This window comes from Ochrobactrum sp. XJ1 (genome assembly GCF_024701725.1).
Classification (GTDB): Bacteria; Pseudomonadota; Alphaproteobacteria; order Rhizobiales; family Rhizobiaceae; genus Brucella; species Brucella anthropi.
Map to the genome: position 1 here is coordinate 266,512 of NZ_VDGD01000004.1, position 23,691 is coordinate 290,202.

Below are 23,691 nucleotides of genomic sequence, written 5' to 3' on the forward strand. Positions count from 1 at the left end.
GGTCGGTCCTCACGAGTTCCATTTGGTTCGCTGGCGCAGGGCCAGAAGGATCATCGACATGGCGATAATGACAATGAAGAACACCACGGCAATCGCCGATCCATAGCCAATGTCATAATAGGAAAACGCCACGTTATAGAGATAGATATTGATGGTTTCCGATGCCGTTCCGGGACCGCCCTGCGTCATCGCATAGATGATGTCGAAGCTTTTCAGCGCATCGATCGAGCGGATGATGACGGCCACCATGATAAAGGGCAGGATCATCGGAAGCGTGATATAGCGGAACTTCTGCCAGCCATTGGCACCATCGATTTCCGCACTTTCAAACGGATCGCGCGGCATGGAGGCCAAGCCGCCGAGCACAATCAGCATGACCAGCGGCGTCCACTGCCAGGTTTCAACCAGCACCAGCGACGGGATAACCGTGCTCTGATTAAATATCCACTCCTGCGGCGCAATGCCGATCAGCGAGAGAAGATAGTTCAGCACACCGAGCTGCGGATGATACATCATCGTCCAGACAAGGGCGACGGCAACCGGCGTCGCCATCATCGGCATCACGAAAATACCGCGCAACAGTCCGCGCATCGGCAATTTGCTGTCAAAGACCAGCGCCGCAATCGTGCCCAGTATCATCGGCGCCACGACCGAGAGAACCGTATAAACAAGCGTATGCCACATGGATTCCCAGAAGCGCATATCGGCTGCAAGACGCAGATAATTGTCGAAGCCGACAAAGCTCTGCTCCCCGCCGAGCTGCCACTGGTTTGCACTCATCCAAAGCGTAAACACCCATGGGAAGACAATCACCGCCCCGACGGTGATCAAGGCTGGAAGAACAAATGGCCAGTAACTTGGCCGCAAGCGGCTCTTGCCAGTCTTGGTGGAGGAAGCTGCATTGGCAGCAGCTTCCGTTTTTGCACCTATCGGGGCGGCAGATGTCATTTTCCTTCGCTCCGTGCGAGGACCGGACGGAATTCTTCCGTCGCGCGTTTCATTTCAGTTTCTGCATCCGCACCATTCAACAGATTGGTGAGGCCGACACCGATAATGTCGCGGAATTCCGTGACAGGTACGATGACCGGCAGGCAGAGCTGGCTGATTGGTGCGGATTTTGACAGAGCTTCCACCCAGCCCGCTGGCATGGTAACGCCCTTGCGCACGGCTTCATCATCGATGACCGACTTGCGGAACGGAACACCCGATCCCGACTGCAACAGGCGAGCGCCCATTTCCTTGGAAATGGCCCACTGGCAATACAGATATGCAGCTTCCTTGTTCTTGGAAGCTTCGGTCACGCCGATACCATCGCCGGTGGTTGGTGCTGCCTGCGCATTCGGGCCTGCTGGCATGACGCCATAGCCAACCTTGCCGACAACACGCGACTTGTTCGGATCTTCGAGCGGCGGCGCAAAGCCGATACCGTCGAGCCACATGCCGACACGGCCCTGCAGGAAGTTCGACTGGCATTCAGCCCAGTTAAAGCCTGCAACACCGGGAGGTGCCGATTTGGTCATCAGGCGCTGATAGAGCTTGGCGGCTTCAATCCCTTCAGCCGAATCCGTCTGCAGATTACCGTCTGCGTCAACCGACTGCTTGCCATAGCCGAGCAGGAGGCTAGTATAGACCGGCGCATTGGCATTCTTCATGCCGCGAGCGACAAAACCATAGGTTCTGGTTGATGGATCGGTGAGCGCTTCTGCAGCGGCAACCAATTCTTCAAAAGTCTTCGGGAATTCGATGCCCTTGGCGGCAAAGAGTTCCTTGTTCCAGTAGATGATCCAGTAATCGACCGAGAAAGGCAGCGCGCCGAAGCGGCCATTGGCATCCTTGGCGAAGGTCAGACCGGCGCTTGCAAAATCATCTTCTGTGAGTGATGCATCGGTCAGCGTCGGGTCTTTCAGAAACGGGTTGAGGTCGGCAAGCCAGCCACCCTTTTCAAATTGACGCTTCTGAACGTGATAGCTGATGTGAATAACGTCGAAGCTTGGACGACCGGACGTCAGCTCGATCACCGCTTTCTGGCGCTGCTGCTGTTCCGGCATCTGCTCGGAATTGACCTTGATGCCGGTGAGCTCTTCGAATTCCTTCTGATATTTCTGAAGGATTTCGCCGCGCGGGCTCTTGATAAGATTTACTTCAAGCGTGGTGCCAGCATATTTCTTCCAGTCAACGGTCGACTGCGCGAAAGATGGGCTGATGCCCGTGACACCCGAGGCGGCGATGGCCGCTGTTCCCGCCAGAAACTGACGACGTGTTGGACGTAATAGATTCATTACATGCTCCTCCCCTATGGCTTCTTGGCCCTATCATTCTTCCGGCCCGGCAACTCCTCTTGCGCGGCCCTGGTTGTTAAATCTGCAAAGCCAGCTTCCGTGCATTGTTGATGTGAACGGCGATGGCATCCATGGCTGTCTGCGGATCGCGTGTTTCGATTGCAGCAAGCACAGCGAGATGCTCCTGCATGACCGGGATAACACGCCCGGTGATACGGAAGCGCTCCTGATTGATCAGGCGCATCTTGATCGTATTGGTCTGGTAAGCACGCCAGATGATCTCATTATCGAGCGAGCCGACAATTGTGTCGTGCAGGCTCCAGTCGATATTCTGCGCCCGCTCTTCGAGCTCTGGTGTTTCGCCCTCATTCATTGCGCGATTGAGCGTCTCTTCATGCTCGGCACGCAGCGAACGCAACAGCTCGTCGGAAGCCGATTGACAGAAAATCGCAATCGACTCCTTTTCGATGAAAAGGCGGAACTGAAACGCTTCGCGGATCAGATTGAGGTCGATATGAGCGATCTGAAGCCCGCGCTGCGGCACGGTCTTGATAAGACCTTCCGCCTCAAGGCGCGGGATCAGTTCGCGGATCGCACCCAGTGGCAAACCCGTCATGGTGACGAGCTGGCGCTGCGAAACGAACTGGCCCGGATGAAAATCACGCGCCAGCAAATGCTGGGTGAAGCTCTGATAAGCCTTATCCCGCAATTTTACTGGTTCGTTGTGATCGTCTGCCAAAGCCAGTCCCCTCTTAGTCCCGTTTGCTTATGCCGCCCTTAAGCTGCTTTTGCCATATGCAAACGGTCGAATACACTGCCGATTGCATCGAAATCCGCATCATTCAGTGAAATCAGCGGTGCACGTACGCGACGCCACTCCTTGTCACCCGTATGACGCGCCACCATGGCCTTGACCGCAGGCGTTACCGGATAGTTCAGCAATTGCTGTACTGCGCCGACCAGTTCGGCATCGTCCTGACCGTCGTTGATCATGCGCAGAAGGCGATCTGGGAACAGATTGGCCATGCCGGAAATCGCACCCTGCCCACCGAGACGCACACCGGCCGCAAGGTCGCGTTCATCGCCGATCAGGATCGCAATGTCTTTATGCGCAGCAAGCAACTTTTCCGTATAGGCCCAGTTACCGGACGAATCCTTCACGCCGATGATGATGTCACCGAAAGTTGCGCGCAGGCGACCGATGAGATCGACCGACAGTTCAACTGCAGTCACCGACGGAATATTGTAGAGAATGATGCTGCGGGCATTACTGCCCAGACCTTTGAACACCGCTGAAAACCAGTTGAACAGACCTTCGTCGGAGAGATTCTTGAAATAGGAAGGCGGCGCCAGAAGAATAGCCTTGCAGCCGCGACGCAGCGCATCGGCCGACTGCAGGACCGCATCGGCAACCGAATTTTCCATAACGCCGACAACAATGTTCGAAGCCGGGAAACCCTGCGCGATGAAGGCGTCGAGAAGTGCTACGCGCTCAGCATCGGCAATTGATGACCCTTCGCCAGTGGTGCCAAATAAGGTTACGCTTGAGCAGCCGCTGTCGAGGCGTGCGAGAGCGTGCTTCAGTGCACGGCCGACATCGATTTTGCCATCTGCATCGAATGGCGTCGTAAGCGCTGCAGAGAGCCCAAAGCGCTCCTGCCCTGAATGATTATGCGCCAAAACTGGCTCCTCCCAAATTTGAACTTTAAGCTTGCACATACTAACATGTTAGTAAAGAGTCAATTCGGGTTCAGTGTGCAATCTAATGATTTTGGAAGAACCTGGGAGAAAGTAGAATTCGAGCGCTGACCTCTCCTTCCCTCATCCTGAGGAGCTGTTGAAAACAGCGTCTCGAAGGACGAGGGAAAATGAACCAAATGCCTCCCCTCGTCCTTCGACACGGTGCTTCGCACCGGCTCAGGATGAGGGAGGGGACGACAGGAGACGTTCAATTTATCGGACTGGAACAACGCCGGTTTCGATGAAGGAAAGAACTTCTGTTTTGCTTGGCGAACCGGCACGTCCGCCGAAGCGCGCGCATTTGATGGCGGCAGCAGCATTGGCAAAGCGGATGATGTCGGTCATCGGCTTTCCCTCCACCAGACCATGCGCGAAAGCGCCATGGAAGACATCGCCTGCAGCCAGCGTATCGACTGCATTAACCTTGAAGCCCGCCACATGGGAAACAGGCTTGCCAGCACCTTCAGTCCAATAGCAGCCATCTGCGCCAGCCGTGACGGATGTGAAAACATCATAGCGGTTGCTAAGAATACGGACGCATTCGTGCAGATCCGTCGTGCCCGTGACGCTGATTGCAGCGGGTTCCGACGCAACAATATGGGTTGCAAGCGGTAGCAGCGTTTCCAGCAATTCGACAGGCGCGGTATCGGCATCCAGAATCGCCGGAATACCGGCATCGCGAGCCGCACGCAGCGCCGTTTCCGCAGCCCACGGCCAGCGCACATCGGTCATAACAGCCGCATAGGCTCCCGCCACAATCGGCGGCACCAGATCAGACGGGCTTGCAAGCTTGCGATCATAAAAGGGCACAATGATGCGTTCGCCATTTGCATCGACAAGGATTGAAGAGAAGGCCGTGCGTGCGCCTTCCAGCCGCCGGATATAGGAACAATCAATGCCTTCGGCTTCCAGTTCGGCGACGGCGCGATCGCCCACCGGATCAGTCCCCGCAGAAGCCCAGAGCGCCACGTCGCCGCCAAGCCGGGCAATCGCGGCAGCGGCGCTCGAGGCCATGCCAGCTGCAATCTCGACCGCTTCGCGCGGCAGATATTTGCCTGCCTGTTCGGGAAGCGTGTCGAGGCGGAAAATGGTGTCCATTGTGAGGGCACCGACACAGAGAATTTTGGAAGTCATGATCAGGAAATGAGGCCTTCCGAGCGAAGCATGTTCCAGAATTCATCCGGAATCGACTGCTCGAACCAGACCACATTTTGCCTGATCTGTTCAGGTGAACGGACGCCAATCAGAATGGAGCTGACGGCCTCATGCCTCAACGGAAACTGCATGGCAGCAGCGGCAAGCGGCACATGATACTCATCGCAAATATCATGCAGGCGATTGGTGCGCGCAATGATGTCGGCAGGTGCATCGGCATAGTCGAACTTCTGTTCGCCGCCGCGCGGTGCCGCGAGAATTCCTGAATTGAACACACCGGCGATTACCAGTGCCATGCCGCGCTTTTGTGCCAGCGGCAGGAATTCTTTTTCAGAAACCTGATCGAGCAGCGAATAGCGCCCAGCCAGAAGCGAGCAATCAAGATCAGCTTCTTCCAGCGCATCGCGAATGATCTGCCATTCGTTCACACCAAGACCAAAGCCCTTGATATTACCTGCCGCGCGCAACTCGGTCAGCGCACGGAAGCCGCCCCCCTTGGTCAGCGCATTCCAGTGAAGCTCGTGTCTGTCGCCATGGGTCACACGGCCAATATCGTGGACATAAAGCAGATCGATTTCAGGAAAGCCGAGGCGCTGTTGGCTGTCATCGAAGCTGCGCATGACGCCATCATAGCTGTAATCGAAAACCTCACGGAAATTGAGGCCATTATGCCAGCCCGAATCGAGCGGATTCTTTGGCGGCGATGGTGGCAGCGTGCGACCAGCACGCTCATTGGTCATCAGACGCCCGACTTTGGTGGAAATGACGGCGCGCTCGGGTTTTTCACGCAGCATATCGCCAAGAAGGTGCTCGCATCGGCCATAGCCATACATCGGCGCACTGTCGAAATAACGGATACCGCTGCCCCAACCAGCTTCCAGCAAAGCGTCCGCATCAGCACGCGAAACCGGCGCATACAGTCCGCCCAAAGGCGCGGTTCCCAGACCAAGCGCGGTTACAGTCAAACCAGTTCGGCCAAGCGTCCGCTTTTCGGATGCCTTCAATTGCATGGGTATCTCCTCGATCGCGGCATGCAGCATGCCGCACTCCTTTTTCAGCGCGTCTTATCCAAAAACCGCTTCACACTTTTTGGGACGCGCCGCCTCTTCCAGCGATTGATAGGAGCAAGCTTGCCGAAGCGCAATCGGAAAAGCATGCGCATGCAAACAGTCTATTCACTCGCAAATAAACCGCGCTTGACAGTCTCGAATTCCTGTCGATATTACTATGATGTCAGACCAATTTAAGAACCAATAAGGGAACCGGCTCTGACCTGATTGCGCGTTGAGACTCTGGGCTGATCTCTGGGTCAATCTGTGAAATGGAGGCAGAATGAAAGATCGCAGGCTGCTGCAGATAGCACCGTTACCGCCGATGGATCGCGCCCGGCAGGTAACAGATGCGCTCGCCAATTACATCGCGACAGCGCAGCTTCAGGCCGGAGATCGCCTTCCCGCCGAACGTGAATTGATGACCGCGCTGGCCGTGGGGCGCTCCACCATTCGCGAAGCAATCCGGCACTTTCAGGCGCTGGGTGTGATCGAAGCCCGCAAAGGTAGCGGCACCTATCTGCTCAAGCCGATTTCGGCGGCAACCATTCATATGCCGCTTTCATTCGACCCCGCGCAATTGCGCGATGCATTGCTGCAATCGCTTGAAGTGCGCCGTGGCATCGAAGCCGAGGCCAGCATGGTCGCCGCCCGCAAACGCACGGCGGAAGACCTCGTCATCATCGAACGCAATCTCAATGAGATGGAGCGCGTTCATATCGCGGAAGGCACGTCAGGCCCGGAAGATCTGGCGTTTCATCTCGCCATTTACGACGCGACCCATAATCCGCTTTTCAGACAATTGCTCGAACAGATGCGCGAAGCCTTCTTGCACTTCTGGGATCATCCGTTTGAGCGGATCGACTTCGCGCGGCGGACCTTTCCGTTCCACCGCACGCTCTTTAACGCCATCGTGGCTCAGGACCCTGAAGCCGCACGGCAGGAAACACTCAAGATCCTCGACATTGTCGAGGAAGACATCAAGGAAATGTCCAAATGACCGACGGGATGGATCCGCTGGATTTCGCAGCGCTTACGGTTGCTCATGATGAAAGCAATGCCTACGACGCCGTGGTTCCACCCATCGTGCAGACCTCGCTTTTCACCTTCCCAAGCTATGACGACATGGTCGCCTCTTATCGCGGCGAAAAGGTTCGCCCGATCTACACACGCGGCCTCAACCCGACCGTGCGGGCATTTGAAGAAATGCTGGCAAAACTTGAAGGCGGCGAAGACGCGCTGGGCTTTGCCAGCGGCATGGCTGCCATCTCTTCAAGTGTGCTGGCCTTCGTCAATCCCGGTGATCGCATCGTTGCGGTACGTCATGTCTACCCGGATGCATTCCGCCTGTTTGGCACCATTATGAAGCGTATGCAGGTGCAGGTAGACTACGTCGATGGCCGCGACGAGGAAGCGGTTGCAAAAGCCCTGCCCGGTGCAAAGCTCTTCTACATGGAAAGCCCGACGAGCTGGGTCATGGAAGCCCATGATGTCGGTGCCCTGGCAGCGATTGCCAGGCAGCATGGCGTGCTGAGCATCATCGACAACAGCTGGGCCAGCCCGATCTTCCAGCGCCCACTGTCGCTTGGCGTTGATCTCGTCGTGCATTCGGCATCGAAATATCTCGGTGGCCATAGCGATGTCGTGGCCGGTGTCGTGACCGGATCGAAAGCCCTGATCAATACAATCCGCGCAGAAACCTATCCATATCTCGGCGGCAAGCTTTCACCGTTTGATGCGTGGCTTCTGGTGCGTGGCATGCGCACTTTGCCGACGCGCATGAAGGCGCACGAGGCTTCGGCACTGGAAATTGCAAAGCGTCTTCAGGCACTGGATGTGGTTGAAACCGTCTGCCACCCGGCACTTGCCAATCGTCTGCCTGCGGGTCTCAAGGGCACGTCCGGCCTGTTCTCGGTCATCTTCCGGGAAGGCGTGAACATTCGCGAATTCTGCAATCATCTCGATCTGTTCAAGCTCGGCGTGAGCTGGGGCGGTCATGAAAGCCTGATCGTGCCGGGCGAAGTCGTGCTGCAGCAGAAAGCACAGCCAAATTCGGCACATACGTTCGGCATCGACCCGCGCTCCGTGCGCCTGCATGTCGGACTGGAAGGAACGGAAGCGCTGTGGCGGGATATTGAAGGAGCGCTCGCAGCATCGACCGAATAACGAAAATCCAGTGAGGAGCAATAAGGGGAACTGCAATGAAAAAACTAATAGCAGCCGCATTCGCAACCATGCTTTTGAGCGGTACGGCGCTTGCCGATACCACTCTGAAGCTTGTTGAAGTCATCACCAGCCCGGAACGCACCAAGACGCTTGAATCCATCGTTGCCAAGTTTGAGGCAGCCAATCCGGGTACCAAGGTCGAAATCATCTCGCTGCCATGGGGCGAATCCTTCCAGAAATTCGCAACCATGGTTTCGGCTGGTGAAATTCCCGATGTCATGGAAATGCCGGACACCTGGGTTTCGCTCTATGCCAACAATGGCATGCTGGAAAACCTCGAGCCATATCTCGAAAAGTGGGAAACCACGCCAGACCTGACCGAGCGCGCACTTGAGCTTGGCCGCAGTGTCAACAACACAGCCTATACGCTGCCTTACGGCTTCTATCTGAACGCCATGTTCTACAACAAGAAGCTGCTGTCTGAGGCTGGTGTGTCCGAGCCGCCAAAGACGATGGACGAATTTGTCGAAGCCTCCAAAAAGATCGCAGCCCTTCCCGGCAAGTCCGGCTTCTGTATGCGTGGTGGCCCCGGTGGTCTCAATGGCTGGGTGATTTTTGCCGCATCCATGGCCGGTGACAATAAGTTCTTCAACGAAGACGGCACCTCGACCATGAACAGCGAAGGCTGGAAAAAGGGCATCACCTGGATGGTCGATCTCTACAAGAACGGCCTTGCACCGAAGGACAGCGTCAACTGGGGCTTCAACGAAACCGTCGCCGGTTTCTATAGCGGCACCTGCGCCTTCCTCAACCAAGATCCAGATGCGCTGATCGCCATTGCCGAACGCATGAAGCCGGAAGATTTCGGCGTCACCATCATGCCAAAGGGCCCGGATGGCAAAACCTTCCCGACCATCGGTTTTGCCGGCTGGTCGATGATGAGCGGTAGCCAGAACAAGGACCTCTCCTGGAAGCTGATCTCGATGCTTGAAGGTCCGGAAGGCAATATCGAATGGAACAAGCGCACCGGTGCATTGCCGGTTCTTAAATCTGCTCAGAACGATCCGTTCTATAGCGGCGAGCAGTTCAAGGGCTGGTTCGATGAACTGGCTGACAAGAACGTCGTTCCAACCGTCATGCCGACCTATCTGGAAGAATTTGCCTTCTTCAAGGATTCGCTCGTCATCAAGACCTCGCAGGAAGCGCTTCTCGGCGACATCACGCCAGATCAGCTGGCCGACCAATGGGCAGAATATCTGACCAAGGCACAGCAGAAGCACCTTTCAAAGCAATAGCACCATGAACAGCTTGCAGGCGTGGAAGACCGCGCCTGCAAAGCGAATGATGCAGCCCCGCGAAGGGAAAAATGATGAACGACACCGCTTCCATAAAGGCCCCGGTGCACAACGACGTGCCAAGACAGGATCGCCGCAGTTTTCTGCAGCGACTTGCGCACGCCTCCGAACCTTATCTCTACAGCGCCCCCGCACTGATCCTCATCGGCGCCATCATGCTGGTTCCGCTGGTCCTCGGCGTCTCCTATGCCTTTCGCGACATTCAGTTGCTTAACCCGTTTTCGGGTGGCTATGTAGGGCTTGATCATTTCCGCGAACTTGCGACGGATCAGGCTTTCTATCGTTCTTTGAAGAACACACTCTGGTGGACCGGCTGTTCGGTGCTGCTGCAATTCGTGTTCGGGCTTATTCTTGCCCTGCTGCTCGACAAGCCATTCGCCGGACGCGGCATTGCGCAGGCATTGATCTTTCTGCCATGGGCTGTACCGACATTCCTCACCGGCCTTAACTGGGCGTGGCTGTTCAATCCGGTGATCGGTCCGCTGCCGCACTGGCTACATGCAATCGGCATTCTGAGCGCACCAGACAACATCCTGTCCGACCCCAATCTGGCCATGTGGGGCATCATTACCGCCGGTGTATGGTGGGGTATTCCGTTCTTTGCCATCACCATGCTGGCCGCTTTGCAGGCCATCCCCCGCGATCTTTATGAAGCAGCAGCGATTGATGGCGCTGGCCCCGTGCAGCGTTTTCTCTCGATCACGCTTCCATATCTCGCGCCAACCATGGCTATCACCATTTTGCTGCGCACCGTCTGGATTGCCAACAGTGCCGATCTGATTGTCGTGATGACCGGTGGCGGCCCTGCCGACCGGACACAGATCGTCGCCAGCTACATCTTCACGCAGGCCTTCAAACGGCTCGATTTCGGCTATGCCTCGGCAATTGCGATGGTCCTGCTTGTCCTGCTGATGGTCTATTCAATGCTCATCGTGCTGTTGCGCCAGACGCTGCTGAACAAGGATTGAGGCCATGACAAACCGTAAACTCCTCCTTGTCGGCGCGCATCGCATTGCCATTCTGCTGTTCGTCCTGTTCGCGCTGTTTCCGATCTTCTGGCTGGTGAAGGTTTCCGTCACGCCCAATGATCTGCTTTACAGCGAAGGCGTACGGCTCTGGCCATCGCGCATGACGTTCGATCACTTCAGCCATGTTTTGAATAACAGCTCATTTCCGCTGTTCTTCCGCAACAGCCTGATCGTATCCGGCTCAACCGCCATCATCGTTACGCTACTGGCATCGCTCTCCGGCTATGCGCTGTCACGTTTCAATTTCCGTGCAAAATACTGGATTGTGGCGCTGATGCTGCTGACGCAGATGTTCCCGCTCGTGATGCTGATCGCGCCGATCTACAAGATCATGGCACCGCTCGGTCTCACCAACAGCCTGATCGGCCTCATCATCGTCTATTCGGCATTCAATGTGCCTTTTGCAACCTTCCTGATGCAATCGTTCTTCGACGGCATTCCGAAGGATCTCGAAGAAGCCGCCAAGATCGACGGCGCAACGCAGTTCATGGCTTTCCGCCAGATCATTCTGCCGCTGACCCTGCCCGGTATTGCTGCAACGCTCGGCTTTGTTTTCACCGCAGCGTGGAGCGAGCTTCTGTTCGCGCTGATGCTGATTTCCGGCAATGATTCAGCCACGTTCCCGGTCGGGCTTTTGAGCTTCGTCTCAAAGTTCTCGGTCGATTTCGGACAGATGATGGCAGCGGGCGTGCTCGCGCTGATCCCGGCCTGTCTCTTCTTCTTCCTCATTCAACGATATCTCGTGCAGGGCCTCACGGCTGGCGCGGTCAAAGGCTGAAAGGATTTTTCCCTATGGCTTCCATCGATATTCAGTCAGTCCGCAAAAGCTATGGCGAACATGCTGTTCTGCACGGCGTTGACCTTGAGATCAAAGATGGCGAATTCATCGTGCTGGTCGGCCCGTCAGGCTGTGGCAAATCCACATTGCTGCGCATGATTGCAGGCCTTGAAGACATCACTGCCGGTCAGGTGCAGATCAGTGGCAAGCGCGTCAATGAGCTGGCACCCAAAGATCGCGATATTGCGATGGTGTTTCAGTCCTATGCGCTCTACCCGCATATGAGTGTCGCCGACAATATGAGCTACAGTATGCGGCTGCGCAAAACGCCGAAAGAAAAGATCGCAAGCGCCATCAAATCGACCGCCGCCAAACTTGGCCTTGAGCCTTTGCTGGAACGTCGACCGAAGGCGCTTTCCGGTGGCCAACGCCAGCGCGTTGCAATGGGTCGCGCCATTGTGCGTCAGCCCAAGGCCTTCCTCTTTGACGAGCCGCTTTCCAACCTCGATGCGCGCCTGCGCGAGCAGATGCGTGCCGAAATCAAAAAACTGCATGGTGAGCTGAAAGCCACATCCATTTATGTGACACATGACCAGATCGAAGCCATGACTCTGGCCGACCGTATCGTCGCCATGCATGGTGGTGTGGTGCAGCAGGTCGGCTCTCCACTTGAGCTTTATGACCACCCGGCCAATCTCTTCGTGGCAGGTTTCATCGGCTCACCCGCCATGAACTTCCTCGATGTGACCTATCTTGAACAGGATGGTGGCCCGCGTCTGAAACTCAAAGACGGCACGCTCATCGCATTGCCGCAGCCCGTAAAACTCAAGGATGGCGCGAACGCCACGCTTGGCATTCGTCCAGAGCATGTGCATATCGAGAATTCAGCAGGCCTGACGGCTGATGTCGATTTGGTCGAGCCGACCGGCTTCGGCATTATTCTGCATCTCAGCCTGCACGGGTTGCCGTTCAAGATTTTCACACTGGATCGCGATGCGCTTCATGCGCAGGGCTCCATTCAGGTGAGCTTCCCGGCACAGCACCTGCATCTTTTCGATGGCGAAGGAAATCGCGTCGAGAGTGCTTAAACTGCATCCGAAAACCGCGCCTGAATGCTCTGCGAAAGCAGGGCAACGGGACGGCTTTGATCGCCAGCCTTGAGCCAGATCAGTTCTTCAATCTCGCTGGAAGCGGCAGGCACCTGCCCTTCCTTAAGGCTAAGATGGAACAGCTCGGCTTCAACCGTGGCGTCGAGCTCGTTAGCTGCAGGCGCTGACATTTTCGCAGCATAGCTTAACTGGCTCTCGGCAATGCGAATGCCGAGTTCCTCCTCAATTTCGCGGATAAGGGCTGTTTCAGGCTGCTCGCCTGCATCGATCTTGCCACCCGGCTGGAAGAAAATCTCGCTGCCGCGCTTGCGCACGAGGAGGAAACGGCCTGCCTCATCGCGGACAATGGCTGCTGCAATAAGAATCGTTTTCATGATGACGAATTCTCGTTTCGTGGGCGGATGCCGTCAAGAATAATGGCACTCACCGCTTTGGCCGTCTCATCATAAAAACCGGCCTCCTCCGATCGCCTGCCGAGAACGGCCCCGACCTGCACGGAAAAATCCGAATAGTGCTGCGTTACCGCCCATATGGTGAAAATCAGATGATAAGGATCGACCGGAGCCAAGCGTTTTTCAGCAATCCATCGATGAATGACTGCCGCTTTTTCATCGACCAACTGCTTCAGGTGCCCTTTGAGAAAGTCAGAAATCGCCGGAGCGCCATGCAGAATTTCATTGGCGAAAAGGCGCGAAGCCTCCGGTTTCTTCGCCGACATTTCAAGCTTCACAGCAATGTAGCGCCGCAATTCTTCCAGCGGATCACCGTCCGGATTAATGTGTTCGAAAGGCTCCAGCCAGGTGGCAAGCGTATCTTCCAGCACGGTCACATAAATGTTCTGCTTGCGCGGGAAATAATAAAGCAGGTTTGGCTTCGACATGCCTGCCTTCTCGGCGATCTGGTCGACTGTCGAACCTCGAAAGCCATAAGCGGAAAAAACCTCCAGCGCTGCATCGAGGATAAGCCTGCGATTTATACCCTGAATGCGCGTCGCGCCTTCCGACTTGTCGTTCGACATCTTCTCGTTTTCAACCGTGTCGGTCCGTGAGTCTGAAGGAGCTGTGGCCATTTGACACCTTTCAGCAGTGTAGAATTTTTCAAAAGCGCTTGACCATATTCAAACGCTCTTCTAGCCTGCAATTTGACCAACTAGTCAAGTTTTTGCCCGCAAGGCAAGAATATTGTGGCCAAAGAGCCGGGTCGTGGGAACATATATTGGCGGGTGGATACGGGCTAGAAGTATAATGGCCCGAATTTAAACGCACATACATAATGCGGAGGCAGAGCGCATGGTGCTCACCAGCAATCTTAGAGTCAATGGCGATCGTCTTTGGGACAGTCTGATGGACATGGCCCAGATCGGCCCCGGTGTGCGCGGTGGCAATAACCGCCAGACCTTGACCGATGAGGACGGCGAAGGCCGCAAACTGTTTCAGAGCTGGTGCGAAAAATCCGGACTTTCCATGGGCGTGGACACGATGGGGAACATGTTCTTCCTCCGCCCCGGCGAAGATGCCGACGCCGATCCGGTCTATATGGGCAGCCATCTCGACACGCAGCCGACGGGTGGTAAATTCGATGGCGTGCTGGGCGTGCTCGGCGGCCTCGAAGTCATGCGCACGCTCAACGATATGAATATCAAGACAAAGCGGCCAATCGTCGTCGTCAACTGGACGAATGAGGAAGGCACGCGATTTGCCCCAGCGATGCTCTCATCCGGTGTTTTTGCCGGTGTCCACGAGCAGGACTGGGCCTATCAGCGCACCGACGCCAAAGGCAAGAAATTCGGAGACGAACTGGAGCGCATCGGCTGGAAAGGCGATGAACCGGTCGGGCAGCGCAAAATCCATGCGATGTTCGAGCTTCATATCGAACAGGGACCAATCCTTGAAGTTGAGCACAAGGATATCGGTGTTGTCACGCACGGTCAGGGGCTGTGGTGGCTGCAGGTGACCTTGACCGGCAAGGAGGCGCACACCGGCTCTACGCCTATGAAGATGCGCAAGAATGCGAGCCTTGGCCTCGGCAAGATGCTGCAACTCGTCAACGAAATCGCCATGTCCCACCAGCCGGATGCGGTTGGCGGTGTCGGCCATATCGACGTTTCACCCAATTCACGCAATGTGCTTCCGGGCCAGATCGTTTTCACTGTGGATTTCCGTTCGCCCAACCAGGATGTGCTGGATGACATGAAAACGCGGTTTGAAAAGGAAGCGCCGAAGATTGCCGCAGAACTGGACATCGGCATCGAGATTGAGGTGGCCGGACATTTCGACCCGGTGACCTTTGATGATGGTTGTGTGGTGGCGATCCGCAATGCGGCAGAGCGACTTGGCTACAGCCATCGCAACATCGTTTCCGGCGCAGGCCACGATGCCTGCTGGGTCAATCGCGTCGCACCAACGGCCATGGTCATGTGCCCATGCGTGGACGGGCTCAGCCACAATGAAGACGAGGATATTTCGAAGGAATGGGCGTCGGCGGGAACCGACGTGCTTCTGCATGCGGTATTGGAGACTGCTGAAATTGTAAGCTGATTTCACAACCATCCACTACTGCTACTGTTCGCAACAAAACCAAAAAGGGGAACGACGAACAATGGCAAAGGTCATCAAAGGCGGAACCGTCATCACGGCTGACCGCACCTTTAAAGCCGATGTTCTCATCGAAGGCGAAAAGATTGTTGCTGTCGGCGACAATCTCTCCGGCGATGAAGTCATAGATGCATCCGGCTGTTATATCATGCCGGGTGGCATCGACCCGCACACCCATCTGCAAATGCCCTTCATGGGGACCTATTCTTCCGACGATTTCGATACTGGAACGGCGGCTGCCCTTTCTGGCGGGACGACGATGGTGGTCGATTTCGTGCTGCCGGATTCCGAAGGTAACCTGCTCGACGCGCTTCAGGAGTGGTTCCAGAAGGCTGGCAAGGCGCGCACCGATTATTCGTTCCACATGGCGATTACCGGCTGGAACGAGCGCACGTTCAACGAAATGGCCGAGGTGGTGAAGCGCGGCATCAACACCTTCAAACACTTCATGGCCTATAAGGGCGCGTTGATGGTAAATGATGACGAGATGTTCGCGTCGTTCCAGCGTTGTGCTGAACTGGGCGCCATGCCGCTCGTCCATGCTGAAAACGGCGATATCGTTGCGCAGCTGCAGGCTAAACTGATGGCCGAAGGCAATGACGGACCGGAAGCCCATGCCTATTCGCGTCCGCCGGAAGTGGAGGGTGAAGCAACCAATCGCGCGATCATGATTGCCGATCAGGCAGGCGTTCCGCTCTATGTCGTGCATGTTTCCTGCGAACAGAGCCATGAAGCAATCCGCCGCGCCCGGCAAAAGGGTATGCGCGTGTTCGGCGAGCCGCTGATCCAGCATCTGACGCTGGACGAAAGCGAATATCATAACAAGGATTGGGATTATGCGGCACGCCGGGTGATGTCGCCGCCATTCCGTGACAAGGTCAATCAGGATAGTCTGTGGGCCGGTCTTGCGGCCGGAAGCCTGCAATGCGTTGCAACCGACCACTGCGCATTCACTACTGAACAGAAGCGTTACGGCATCGGCAATTTCACCAAGATTCCGAATGGAACGGGTGGTCTGGAAGAACGTATGCCAGTGTTGTGGTCGCGCGGCGTGCGCACTGGTCGCCTGACGCCAAATGAATTTGTTGCTGTCACCTCGACAAACATTGCCAAGATCTTGAACATCTATCCGCAGAAAGGCGCAGTGCTGCCGGGTGCTGACGCTGATCTTGTCATCTGGGATCCGGAGGCAACCAAGAAGGTTTCTGCAAAAACACAGCTTTCCTCGATTGATTACAACGTGTTCGAAGGTTTTGAGCTCAAGGGCCTGCCGAGGACGACGCTTTCACGCGGACGTATCGCTTTCGACAAGGGACACGTCACGGCAGAGCCAGGTGACGGGCGCTTCGTCGAGCGCGAGCCGAACGGTGCCGTCAATCGGGCGCTGTCACAATGGAAGGAAATCGTTGCGCCGCGCAAGGTGGAACGCAGCGCCGAACATATGCCGATAGGGGTCTGAGACATGGCCATCGTCCAGCTTCGGGAACCGCGCATGAACTTGAATGACAGCATGGCCACCCGATCCAGGGATAATGGGAGGGGCGAGGCAAATGCGCAGACAGTGATCGACATCAAAGACTTGTCGCTCGTCTTCGAGACGAATGACGGACCTGTCCATGCGCTGTCCAATATTGATCTTGCCGTCAAGCGCGGCGAGTTCGTTTCCTTCATCGGACCTTCGGGATGCGGCAAGACTACGCTGATGCGTGTGGTGGCCGATCTGGAGCAACCGACATCAGGTTCTGTCACGGTCAACGGCAAAACACCGGAGCAAGCCCGTCTGGACCGGTCCTATGGTTACGTATTTCAGGCGGCCGCTCTGTTTCCGTGGCGTACCATCGAAGACAATATCAGCCTGCCGCTGGAGATTATGGGGTTCTCCAAAGCAGAAAGGCGCGAGCGGATCGAAAAGAACCTCGCGCTCGTCAATCTCTCAGGCTTTGACAAAAAATATCCCTGGCAGCTTTCCGGCGGCATGCAACAGCGCGCATCGATAGCCCGCGCATTATCATTCGATCCTGATATGCTGCTGATGGACGAGCCCTTCGGCGCTCTGGACGAAATCGTGCGCGATCATCTCAACGAACAGCTTCTCAAGCTTTGGGCAGCAACCCGCAAAACAGTGATTTTCGTCACACACTCGATCCCGGAAGCGGTGTTTCTCTCAACCAAGATCGTTGTCATGAGCCCGCGCCCAGGCCGCATTCATGAAATCATCGATTGCGATCTTGGCCCGGACAGACCACTTGAAATCAGGGAGTCCGAAGCGTTCCTGAAAATTGCCCACCGCGTCCGTGAGGGTTTGCGTTTGGGACACATCCATGAATAAGGGCACTTTTCAACGGCATCGTGCTGGAGATCGTCCATGAAAGGCTTCCTGCACGACAGATTCATCCCCGTGGCGACTATACTCGCCGTCATTATTGCGCTTTGGTACGGCCTGGCGGTGGTGCTCAACGCCCCGTTTGAGCGTGATCAGGCGACACGCGCAGGGACAGAAATCACCTTCTCGACGCTTGTTGCCAATACGATGCATCAGGACCGACCGGTCCTGCCCGCACCGCATCAGGTAGCTGAAGAAATCTGGAAAACCGTCTTCGGTGTCAAACCGAGTTCCAAGCGCAGCCTGATCTATCACGGATGGGTCACACTATCGTCCACCCTGCTCGGTTTTGTGCTGGGATCGGCATTGGGCGTTCTTCTCGCCGTGGGGATTGTTCATTCCCGCACACTCGACAAAAGCCTGATGCCATGGATCATCACCTCACAAACGATCCCGATCCTCGCCATCGCGCCGATGATTATCGTGGTCCTGAATGCCATTGGCATATCGGGCTTGCTGCCCAAAGCTATCATCTCCACCTATCTCTCTTTCTTTCCCGTGGCAGTGGGAATGGTGAAGGGGCTGAGATCGCCTGATGTGATGCATCTCGACCTCATGCGCACCTATAATGCATCAAGATCGCAGGTGTTCTGGAAACTGCGCTGGCCTGCGGCCATGCCATTCCTGTTCACATCGATACAGATCGCCGTCGCGATCAGCCTCGTTGGCGCTATTGTCGGTGAATTGCCAACCGGTGCAGTTGCCGGTCTTGGTGCTCGGCTGCTTGCAGGCTCGTACTATGGCCAGACCGTGCAGATATGGGCAGCACTCGTTGCCGCTGCTCTGATGGCTGCGGTGCTGGTTGCGCTGATTGGCGTCGCGGCACAGCTTGTGAACCGACGCATGGGTGTAAAGCCGGAAAGGGCAGCCACATGATGACAGGCATCCTATCCGTCATAGCGCTAATAGCTGTTTCATGGCTGGTTGTGGGTTGCGTCGCAAATCTCAAGACCCGTAACCCTTTGGGCCAAAAGCTTCTGGATATCGCAGTGCCAGCGCTCTTTGGCATCGCGATGTTATTGCTCTGGGAAGTAACCGTCCGGCTTTTCGCTATTCCTCAGGTTCTCCTTCCAGCACCATCAGCAATCTGGGCACGCATAACGGCGTCCGTACCAATTCTCTGGGCGGATTTCCGACAGACCTTTCTGAAGGCCGTCATCATCGGCTATGTGGCGGGATGCGGTCTCGGTTTCATAACCGCCATCATCGCCGACCGGATTCCATTCCTGCGTAAAGGCCTGTTGCCGCTCGGCAATCTGGCTGCAGCACTTCCAATCGTGGGCGTCGCACCGATCATGGTGATGTGGTTTGGCTTCGACTGGCAATCGAAGGCAGCGGTGGTCATCATCATGACCTTCTTCCCTATGCTGGTGAACACGGTTGCGGGCCTTGCCAGTACCGGGGCAATGGAACGGGACATGATGGAAACCTACGGCTCAAGCTACTGGCAGATATTGTTCAAGCTGCGTCTTCCAGCGGCCATGCCGTTCATATTCAACGCTCTCAAGATCAATTCCACCCTCGCACTTATCGGAGCGATCGTGGCGGAGTTTTTTGGCACGCCGATTGTCGGCATGGGGTTCCGCATCTCTGCGGAAATCGGGCGCATGAATGTGGATATGGTTTGGGCTGAAATCTTTGTAGCTGCTCTTGCGGGATCGCTCTCTTATGGGCTGATCGCGCTGATCGAGCGCAGAATGACATTCTGGCACCCTTCATACAGGAGGGCATAAGCCTGAATAATTGGCATCTGCAAAAATAAGGCAGACCAAAGTGCATTCCGAAAAGTGGGAACCGGTTTTCGGGCAAAATGCGCGGCAATAAAAAGAACCAGAGGAGAACTGAAATGAAAAAGGCAATTTCTTTATGCCTTGGAACAGCCGGACTGGCGCTCGCGCTTATGAGCAGTTCGGCAATGGCAGCCGACAAGCTGACCTTGCAGCTCAAATGGGTGACGCAGGGGCAATTTGCCGGTTACTATGTAGCCAAGGACAAAGGCTTCTATGAGGAAGAAAATCTCGATGTCGATATCAAGCCGGGCGGACCGGACGTCGCTCCGCCGCAGGTGATTGCCGGTGGTGGCGCGGATGTTGTGGTTGACTGGATGCCGTCGGCGCTCGCGACCCGTGAAAAAGGCGTCCCGCTCGTCAACATCGCCCAGCCCTTCAAGAAGTCCGGCATGATGCTGACCTGCCGCAAGGATACTAACATCACCAAGCCGGAAGACTTCAAGGGTCGCACGCTCGGTGTCTGGTTCGGCGGCAATGAATACCCATTCCTGTCATGGATGAGCCATCTGAAAATTCCGACCGAAGGCGGCAAGGATGGCGTGACCGTGCTCAAGCAGGGCTTCAACGTCGACCCGCTGATCCAGAAGCAGGCCGACTGCATTTCTACAATGACCTATAATGAATATTGGCAGGTGATTGATGCAGGCATTCCAGCCGATCAGCTTGTGGTCTTCCCATATGAAGAGCAAGGCGTCGCCACGCTGGAAGACGGTCTCTATGTGCTGGAAAAGAGCCTAGATGATCCGGCAATGGTCGACAAGCTCGCCCGTTTTGTCCGTGCCTCAATGAAGGGCTGGAAATACGCATCCGAGAACCCTGGAGAAGCAGCTGATATCATACTCGACAACGATGCTTCCGGTGCTCAGACCAAGGAAGTTCAGGAACGTATGGTCAAGGAAATCGGCAAGCTGGTTGACGGCTCCGATGGCACCCTTGATGTGGCGGCTGCCGACCGCACCGTGGAAACGCTTCTGGGCGGTGGCTCCGACCCCGTCATCACCAAGAAACCGGAAGGCGCGTGGACAGCCAAGATAACCGACGCCATGAAGAAGTGATCCCGTTCAAAACAGCAAAAAACCGGCCCCAAAAGGCCGGTTTCTTTTTGTTTATTCCGCCGGTTCAGCGGTGCCACCCTTTTGTGACTTCCCTTTAAGGGCGTAGTTCAGCTCTCTTTCGAGCCGTGCTTCCTCTTCGGCTTTGGGCTGCGTAAAGCGTCCCAGCAGCAGATAGGCGACCGGCGTTACATAAAGCGTAGCAATCGTTGCTAATCCAAGACCACCCACAATGACCCAGCCCAGAGCCACACGGGCTTCTGCGCCAGCGCCACTTGCCAAAACCAGCGGCACACCGCCAAGCACGGCGCAGATCATCGTCATGCAGACCGGGCGAAGACGAATGTTGGATGCTTCCTCGATTGCTTCTCGAACGCTCAAGCCCTTGTCACGCAATTGATCTGCGAATTCGACAATCAGGATACCATTCTTGGCCATGATGCCGACCAGAAGCACGAGACCGATCTGGCTGTAGACGTTCAGGCTCGTACCTGTGAGCAGCATCGCAAAAACCGCACAACCAAGCCCGAGAGGAACCGTCGCCATCACGATCAGCGCACTGACAAAGCTTTCAAACTGCGCTGCCAGCACCAGAAGAATGATGATGATGGCAAAACCGAACACCATTGCCAGGCCGCTTGATGTTTCGCTGAGCGTCGAAGCTTCCGCCAGCGGAATGATATGGCTTCCCGGAGGCAGCAAAGGTGCCGCGATTTCCTGTGCGACCTTATAGGCATCGCCCAACGCGAAATCGTCGCGCAGATTTGTCGTTATGGACACCGAGCGCTGGCGCGTCTCGCGATCAAGCTGCGGCGGAACCGCTTTCTCAACGACCGTAGCAATAGACGACATCGGCACATAACGACCGTCCGTCGTCTTCATGAATATGTTTTCAAGATCGGTCGGATCGTTGATCGGGTTGGTGGTGGCAACGAGTTTCACATCGAAACTGCGATCTCCGACATAAACCGATCCGATCTTGCGACCGTCGAGTACCGACTGCACAGCATTCGCAAGCCCTGTGATGTCGATACCAAGATCGGATGCTCGTTCGCGATTGATCTCGACGGAAAGCTGCGGCTGGGTCGGCTCGACGGACAGTCGCGGCTGCACGAACCGTGGATCCTTTTCCAGCGCGGCAACGACCGCCTGCGCGGCAGGCTGTAGCTTGGCATAATCGCTACCGACTATGGCAAACTGCAAACCGTTGCCCGCACCACGAATACCAAGGCTGTTCGGTTGGGTGGTAAAAATACGCACCGCCGTTATGCCTTTGATGCGCTGGGTAATGTCAGCCATGATTTCCTGCTGGCTGCGCGCGCGTTCCTTCCACGGTGCCAGCGTCAGGACAACAAAGCCGTTATTGGACGACCCGCCGGAACCTGCGATGGCATAAGTAGTAATGATTTCACCGCTATCGCGCAGAGGCTGGACGGCCTCCTCAATCTTGTCGAGCTGAGACTGGAGGAACTCCACACTGATGCCCTGCGGCCCATTGATACGCAGCAGTGCAACGGCACGATCTTCCGAGGGCGTCAGTTCCTGACGGATCAGACCGTAGCCGACAAAGGATGCGCCTGCGAAAAGCATTGCCACCAGCACAACAACGAATGGCGCCGACAGACAGATGTGCAGCGTCTTTTTATAGAAGGTCGCAAGCCCGCCGCCAATACGACGCAGGAAAAGCGGACCGTGGCCGCCGTCTTCGCCATTCCCTTCCTTGAGGAAGCGAGAGGCAAGCATGGGGCAAAGCGTCAACGCAACAACAGATGACAGAAGAACAGCAATTGCCAGCACGAAGCCGAATTCACGGAACAGACCACCCGCCTGCCCCGGCAGAAACGAAATTGGAACGAAGACTGCCGCCAAAGTCAGCGTCGTGGCAATAACGGCGAAGAAGACTTCCTGCGTGCCGAGGACTGCCGCAGCACGCGGCCCCATGCCCTGATTGCGTCGTCGGACAACGTTTTCCAACACAACAATGGCGTCATCGACCACGAGACCTGTGGCGAGCACCAAAGCCAGAAGGGTAAGAATATTGACCGAGAATCCTGCCAGATAGATGGCCGCAATCGTGCCGATCAAAGCGACAGGCATGGACAAGGCCGGGATGAGCGTTGCGCGTATATCCCAGAGGAACACGAAGATAATCGCCACAACGATGATCACTGACGCGATCAGTGCGATTTCCACCTCGTGGATAGCGCCATTGATGAAATTCGCATCGTCACTGGTAACGGCGATATTCACGCCCGCGGGCAAGGTTTTCTGCAAATTGGCGACCGCTGCCCGAATGCCCTCCGAGATATCGAGCGTATTCGACTGTGCCTGACGGACGATGCCGAGACCAATTGCCGTCTTGCCGTTGGACCGGACCGCCGAGCTTTCGATATCCGGCCCAAGCGTGACGGTAGCAACATCGCGGATCTGCGTGCGTCCGTTGATGTAGACGTTCTCGAAATCCTCAGGCTTTTCCAGATTGGCCGTGGCACGGACAACGATGGACTGATCGGCGCTACGCAAAGAACCGGCAGGGGCGTCCAGCCCCATGGAAGAAAGCGCCGTAGAAATATCCGCAATGGTCAGACCATAGCTCGCAAGGCGCGCCTGATTGATATCGATGCGGAATATCTTGTCGCGGTCACCGTTGATCTGGACGTCAGCCACGCCCGGAACCGCGGAGAGGATATCCTGTATCTGGTCTTCGACCAGCACCGTCATGTCATCGACAGACATGGTGTCGGACGTAACCGCCAGACGCATCACGGGATCAGCGTTGGAATCGGCCTTGATGATGCGCGACGGGTCCGCTTCTTCCGGCACGTCATTGGCGACACGGGAAATCGCATCGCGCATGTCGGCGGCGGCAACGTTGAGGTCTACACCATCGTTGAACTCCACCGTGACGCGGCTGCGTTCAAACGACGATGTTGAAGAAATAGATTTTACGCCCGAAACGCGCGCGACAGCGTTTTCGAGAACCTGTGTCAACTGACGGTCAATAGTTTCAGCGGATGCACCACTGAAATCCGTGCTGATTGTCACCACAGGCCGGTCAACGTCCGGCAGTTCGCGAATATCGACGCCTGTGAAAGCAGCAAGACCCGCGACGACAATCAGAACGTTGATAACGAAAGCAAAAACTGGACGACGGATGAAAAGCGCCGTCGATCCGCCGCTACTGGATGAGGAATTGTGACCGGTCACGCGTTT

Annotated in this window: 21 protein-coding genes; 12 read left to right on the plus strand and 9 right to left on the minus strand. The window is 56.0% G+C overall.

The window, feature by feature from the left end; translation table 11 throughout:
- Positions 1–9: 9 nt before the first annotated feature.
- The 6 genes from FG152_RS08935 to FG152_RS08960 form a co-directional block, all read right to left on the minus strand.
- Positions 10–948, minus strand: a complete 939-nt coding sequence (locus FG152_RS08935; protein ID WP_010658185.1) for a carbohydrate ABC transporter permease — start codon at positions 946–948, stop codon at positions 10–12.
- The gene (locus tag FG152_RS08940; protein ID WP_012090687.1) at positions 945–2,279 is read right to left on the minus strand and encodes an ABC transporter substrate-binding protein; all 1,335 of its coding nucleotides are present in this window, start codon (positions 2,277–2,279) and stop codon (positions 945–947) included. Before FG152_RS08940 ends, FG152_RS08935 begins: the two co-directional genes overlap by 4 nt.
- A 76-nt stretch (positions 2,280–2,355) precedes the next feature.
- Positions 2,356–3,018: a GntR family transcriptional regulator gene (locus FG152_RS08945; RefSeq protein ID WP_029925772.1), complete on the minus strand. Its 663-nt coding sequence runs from the start codon at positions 3,016–3,018 to the stop codon at positions 2,356–2,358.
- A gap of 38 nt (positions 3,019–3,056) precedes the next feature.
- Positions 3,057–3,959, minus strand: coding sequence for a dihydrodipicolinate synthase family protein (locus FG152_RS08950; protein WP_043062416.1), 903 nt, complete (start codon positions 3,957–3,959; stop codon positions 3,057–3,059).
- Positions 3,960–4,232: 273 nt separating this feature from the next.
- Positions 4,233–5,153 (minus strand): PfkB family carbohydrate kinase, encoded by a 921-nt coding sequence (locus FG152_RS08955; RefSeq protein WP_043062415.1) that lies wholly within the window; start codon positions 5,151–5,153, stop codon positions 4,233–4,235.
- Between the two features lie 2 nt (positions 5,154–5,155).
- Positions 5,156–6,184 (minus strand): aldo/keto reductase, encoded by a 1,029-nt coding sequence (locus FG152_RS08960; protein ID WP_029925777.1) that lies wholly within the window; start codon positions 6,182–6,184, stop codon positions 5,156–5,158.
- Positions 6,185–6,506: 322 nt separating this feature from the next.
- On the opposite strand from FG152_RS08960, the gene FG152_RS08965 reads away from it, so the two are divergent.
- From FG152_RS08965 to FG152_RS08990, 6 genes are all read left to right on the plus strand, one after another.
- A complete protein-coding gene (locus tag FG152_RS08965) occupies positions 6,507–7,223 on the plus strand; it encodes a FadR/GntR family transcriptional regulator (RefSeq protein ID WP_012090683.1) in 717 nt (238 codons plus the stop codon).
- The gene (locus tag FG152_RS08970; RefSeq protein WP_010658178.1) at positions 7,220–8,389 is read left to right on the plus strand and encodes a PLP-dependent transferase; all 1,170 of its coding nucleotides are present in this window, start codon (positions 7,220–7,222) and stop codon (positions 8,387–8,389) included. Before FG152_RS08965 ends, FG152_RS08970 begins: the two co-directional genes overlap by 4 nt.
- Before the next feature lie 35 nt (positions 8,390–8,424).
- The gene (locus FG152_RS08975; RefSeq protein ID WP_010658177.1) at positions 8,425–9,684 is read left to right on the plus strand and encodes an ABC transporter substrate-binding protein; all 1,260 of its coding nucleotides are present in this window, start codon (positions 8,425–8,427) and stop codon (positions 9,682–9,684) included.
- Positions 9,685–9,758: 74 nt separating this feature from the next.
- The gene (locus FG152_RS08980; protein ID WP_012090682.1) at positions 9,759–10,712 is read left to right on the plus strand and encodes a carbohydrate ABC transporter permease; all 954 of its coding nucleotides are present in this window, start codon (positions 9,759–9,761) and stop codon (positions 10,710–10,712) included.
- A 4-nt stretch (positions 10,713–10,716) separates the two neighbouring features.
- Positions 10,717–11,550, plus strand: a complete 834-nt coding sequence (locus tag FG152_RS08985) for a carbohydrate ABC transporter permease (protein WP_010658175.1) — start codon at positions 10,717–10,719, stop codon at positions 11,548–11,550.
- 14 nt (positions 11,551–11,564) lie between these two features.
- The gene (locus tag FG152_RS08990) at positions 11,565–12,638 is read left to right on the plus strand and encodes an ABC transporter ATP-binding protein (RefSeq protein WP_010658174.1); all 1,074 of its coding nucleotides are present in this window, start codon (positions 11,565–11,567) and stop codon (positions 12,636–12,638) included.
- Here the strand turns inward: FG152_RS08990 and FG152_RS08995 are convergent.
- A complete protein-coding gene (locus FG152_RS08995) occupies positions 12,635–13,033 on the minus strand; it encodes an NUDIX hydrolase (protein WP_029925785.1) in 399 nt (132 codons plus the stop codon). The two genes, FG152_RS08990 and FG152_RS08995, sit on opposite strands and share 4 nt — an antisense overlap.
- Positions 13,030–13,728, minus strand: coding sequence for an HTH-type transcriptional regulator RutR (gene rutR, locus FG152_RS09000; protein ID WP_012090679.1), 699 nt, complete (start codon positions 13,726–13,728; stop codon positions 13,030–13,032). Before rutR ends, FG152_RS08995 begins: the two co-directional genes overlap by 4 nt.
- Positions 13,729–13,948: 220 nt before the next feature.
- On the opposite strand from rutR, the gene FG152_RS09005 reads away from it, so the two are divergent.
- The 6 genes from FG152_RS09005 (at position 13,949) to FG152_RS09030 (ending at position 20,481) form a co-directional block, all read left to right on the plus strand.
- On the plus strand, positions 13,949–15,196 hold the full coding sequence (locus tag FG152_RS09005; protein WP_010658171.1) for a Zn-dependent hydrolase: 1,248 nt from the start codon (positions 13,949–13,951) through the stop codon (positions 15,194–15,196).
- Positions 15,197–15,257: 61 nt separating this feature from the next.
- Positions 15,258–16,712, plus strand: a complete 1,455-nt coding sequence (gene hydA / locus FG152_RS09010; protein ID WP_029925787.1) for a dihydropyrimidinase — start codon at positions 15,258–15,260, stop codon at positions 16,710–16,712.
- 33 nt (positions 16,713–16,745) lie between these two features.
- Positions 16,746–17,582 carry an ABC transporter ATP-binding protein gene (locus FG152_RS09015; RefSeq protein ID WP_012090677.1) on the plus strand — a complete coding sequence of 279 codons (837 nt, stop codon included), beginning with the start codon at positions 16,746–16,748 and terminating at the stop codon, positions 17,580–17,582.
- A gap of 36 nt (positions 17,583–17,618) precedes the next feature.
- Positions 17,619–18,512 (plus strand): ABC transporter permease, encoded by an 894-nt coding sequence (locus tag FG152_RS09020; protein ID WP_498985979.1) that lies wholly within the window; start codon positions 17,619–17,621, stop codon positions 18,510–18,512.
- On the plus strand, positions 18,509–19,369 hold the full coding sequence (locus FG152_RS09025) for an ABC transporter permease (protein WP_029925793.1): 861 nt from the start codon (positions 18,509–18,511) through the stop codon (positions 19,367–19,369). The genes FG152_RS09020 and FG152_RS09025 overlap by 4 nt, the downstream gene beginning before the upstream one ends.
- A 113-nt stretch (positions 19,370–19,482) precedes the next feature.
- Complete coding sequence (locus tag FG152_RS09030; protein ID WP_010658166.1) at positions 19,483–20,481, plus strand: ABC transporter substrate-binding protein; 999 nt, start codon at positions 19,483–19,485, stop codon at positions 20,479–20,481.
- A gap of 51 nt (positions 20,482–20,532) precedes the next feature.
- Here FG152_RS09030 and FG152_RS09035 read toward each other — a convergent pair whose 3' ends face one another.
- Positions 20,533–23,685, minus strand: a complete 3,153-nt coding sequence (locus FG152_RS09035; RefSeq protein ID WP_010658165.1) for an efflux RND transporter permease subunit — start codon at positions 23,683–23,685, stop codon at positions 20,533–20,535.
- Between the last annotated feature and the right edge of the window lie 6 nt (positions 23,686–23,691).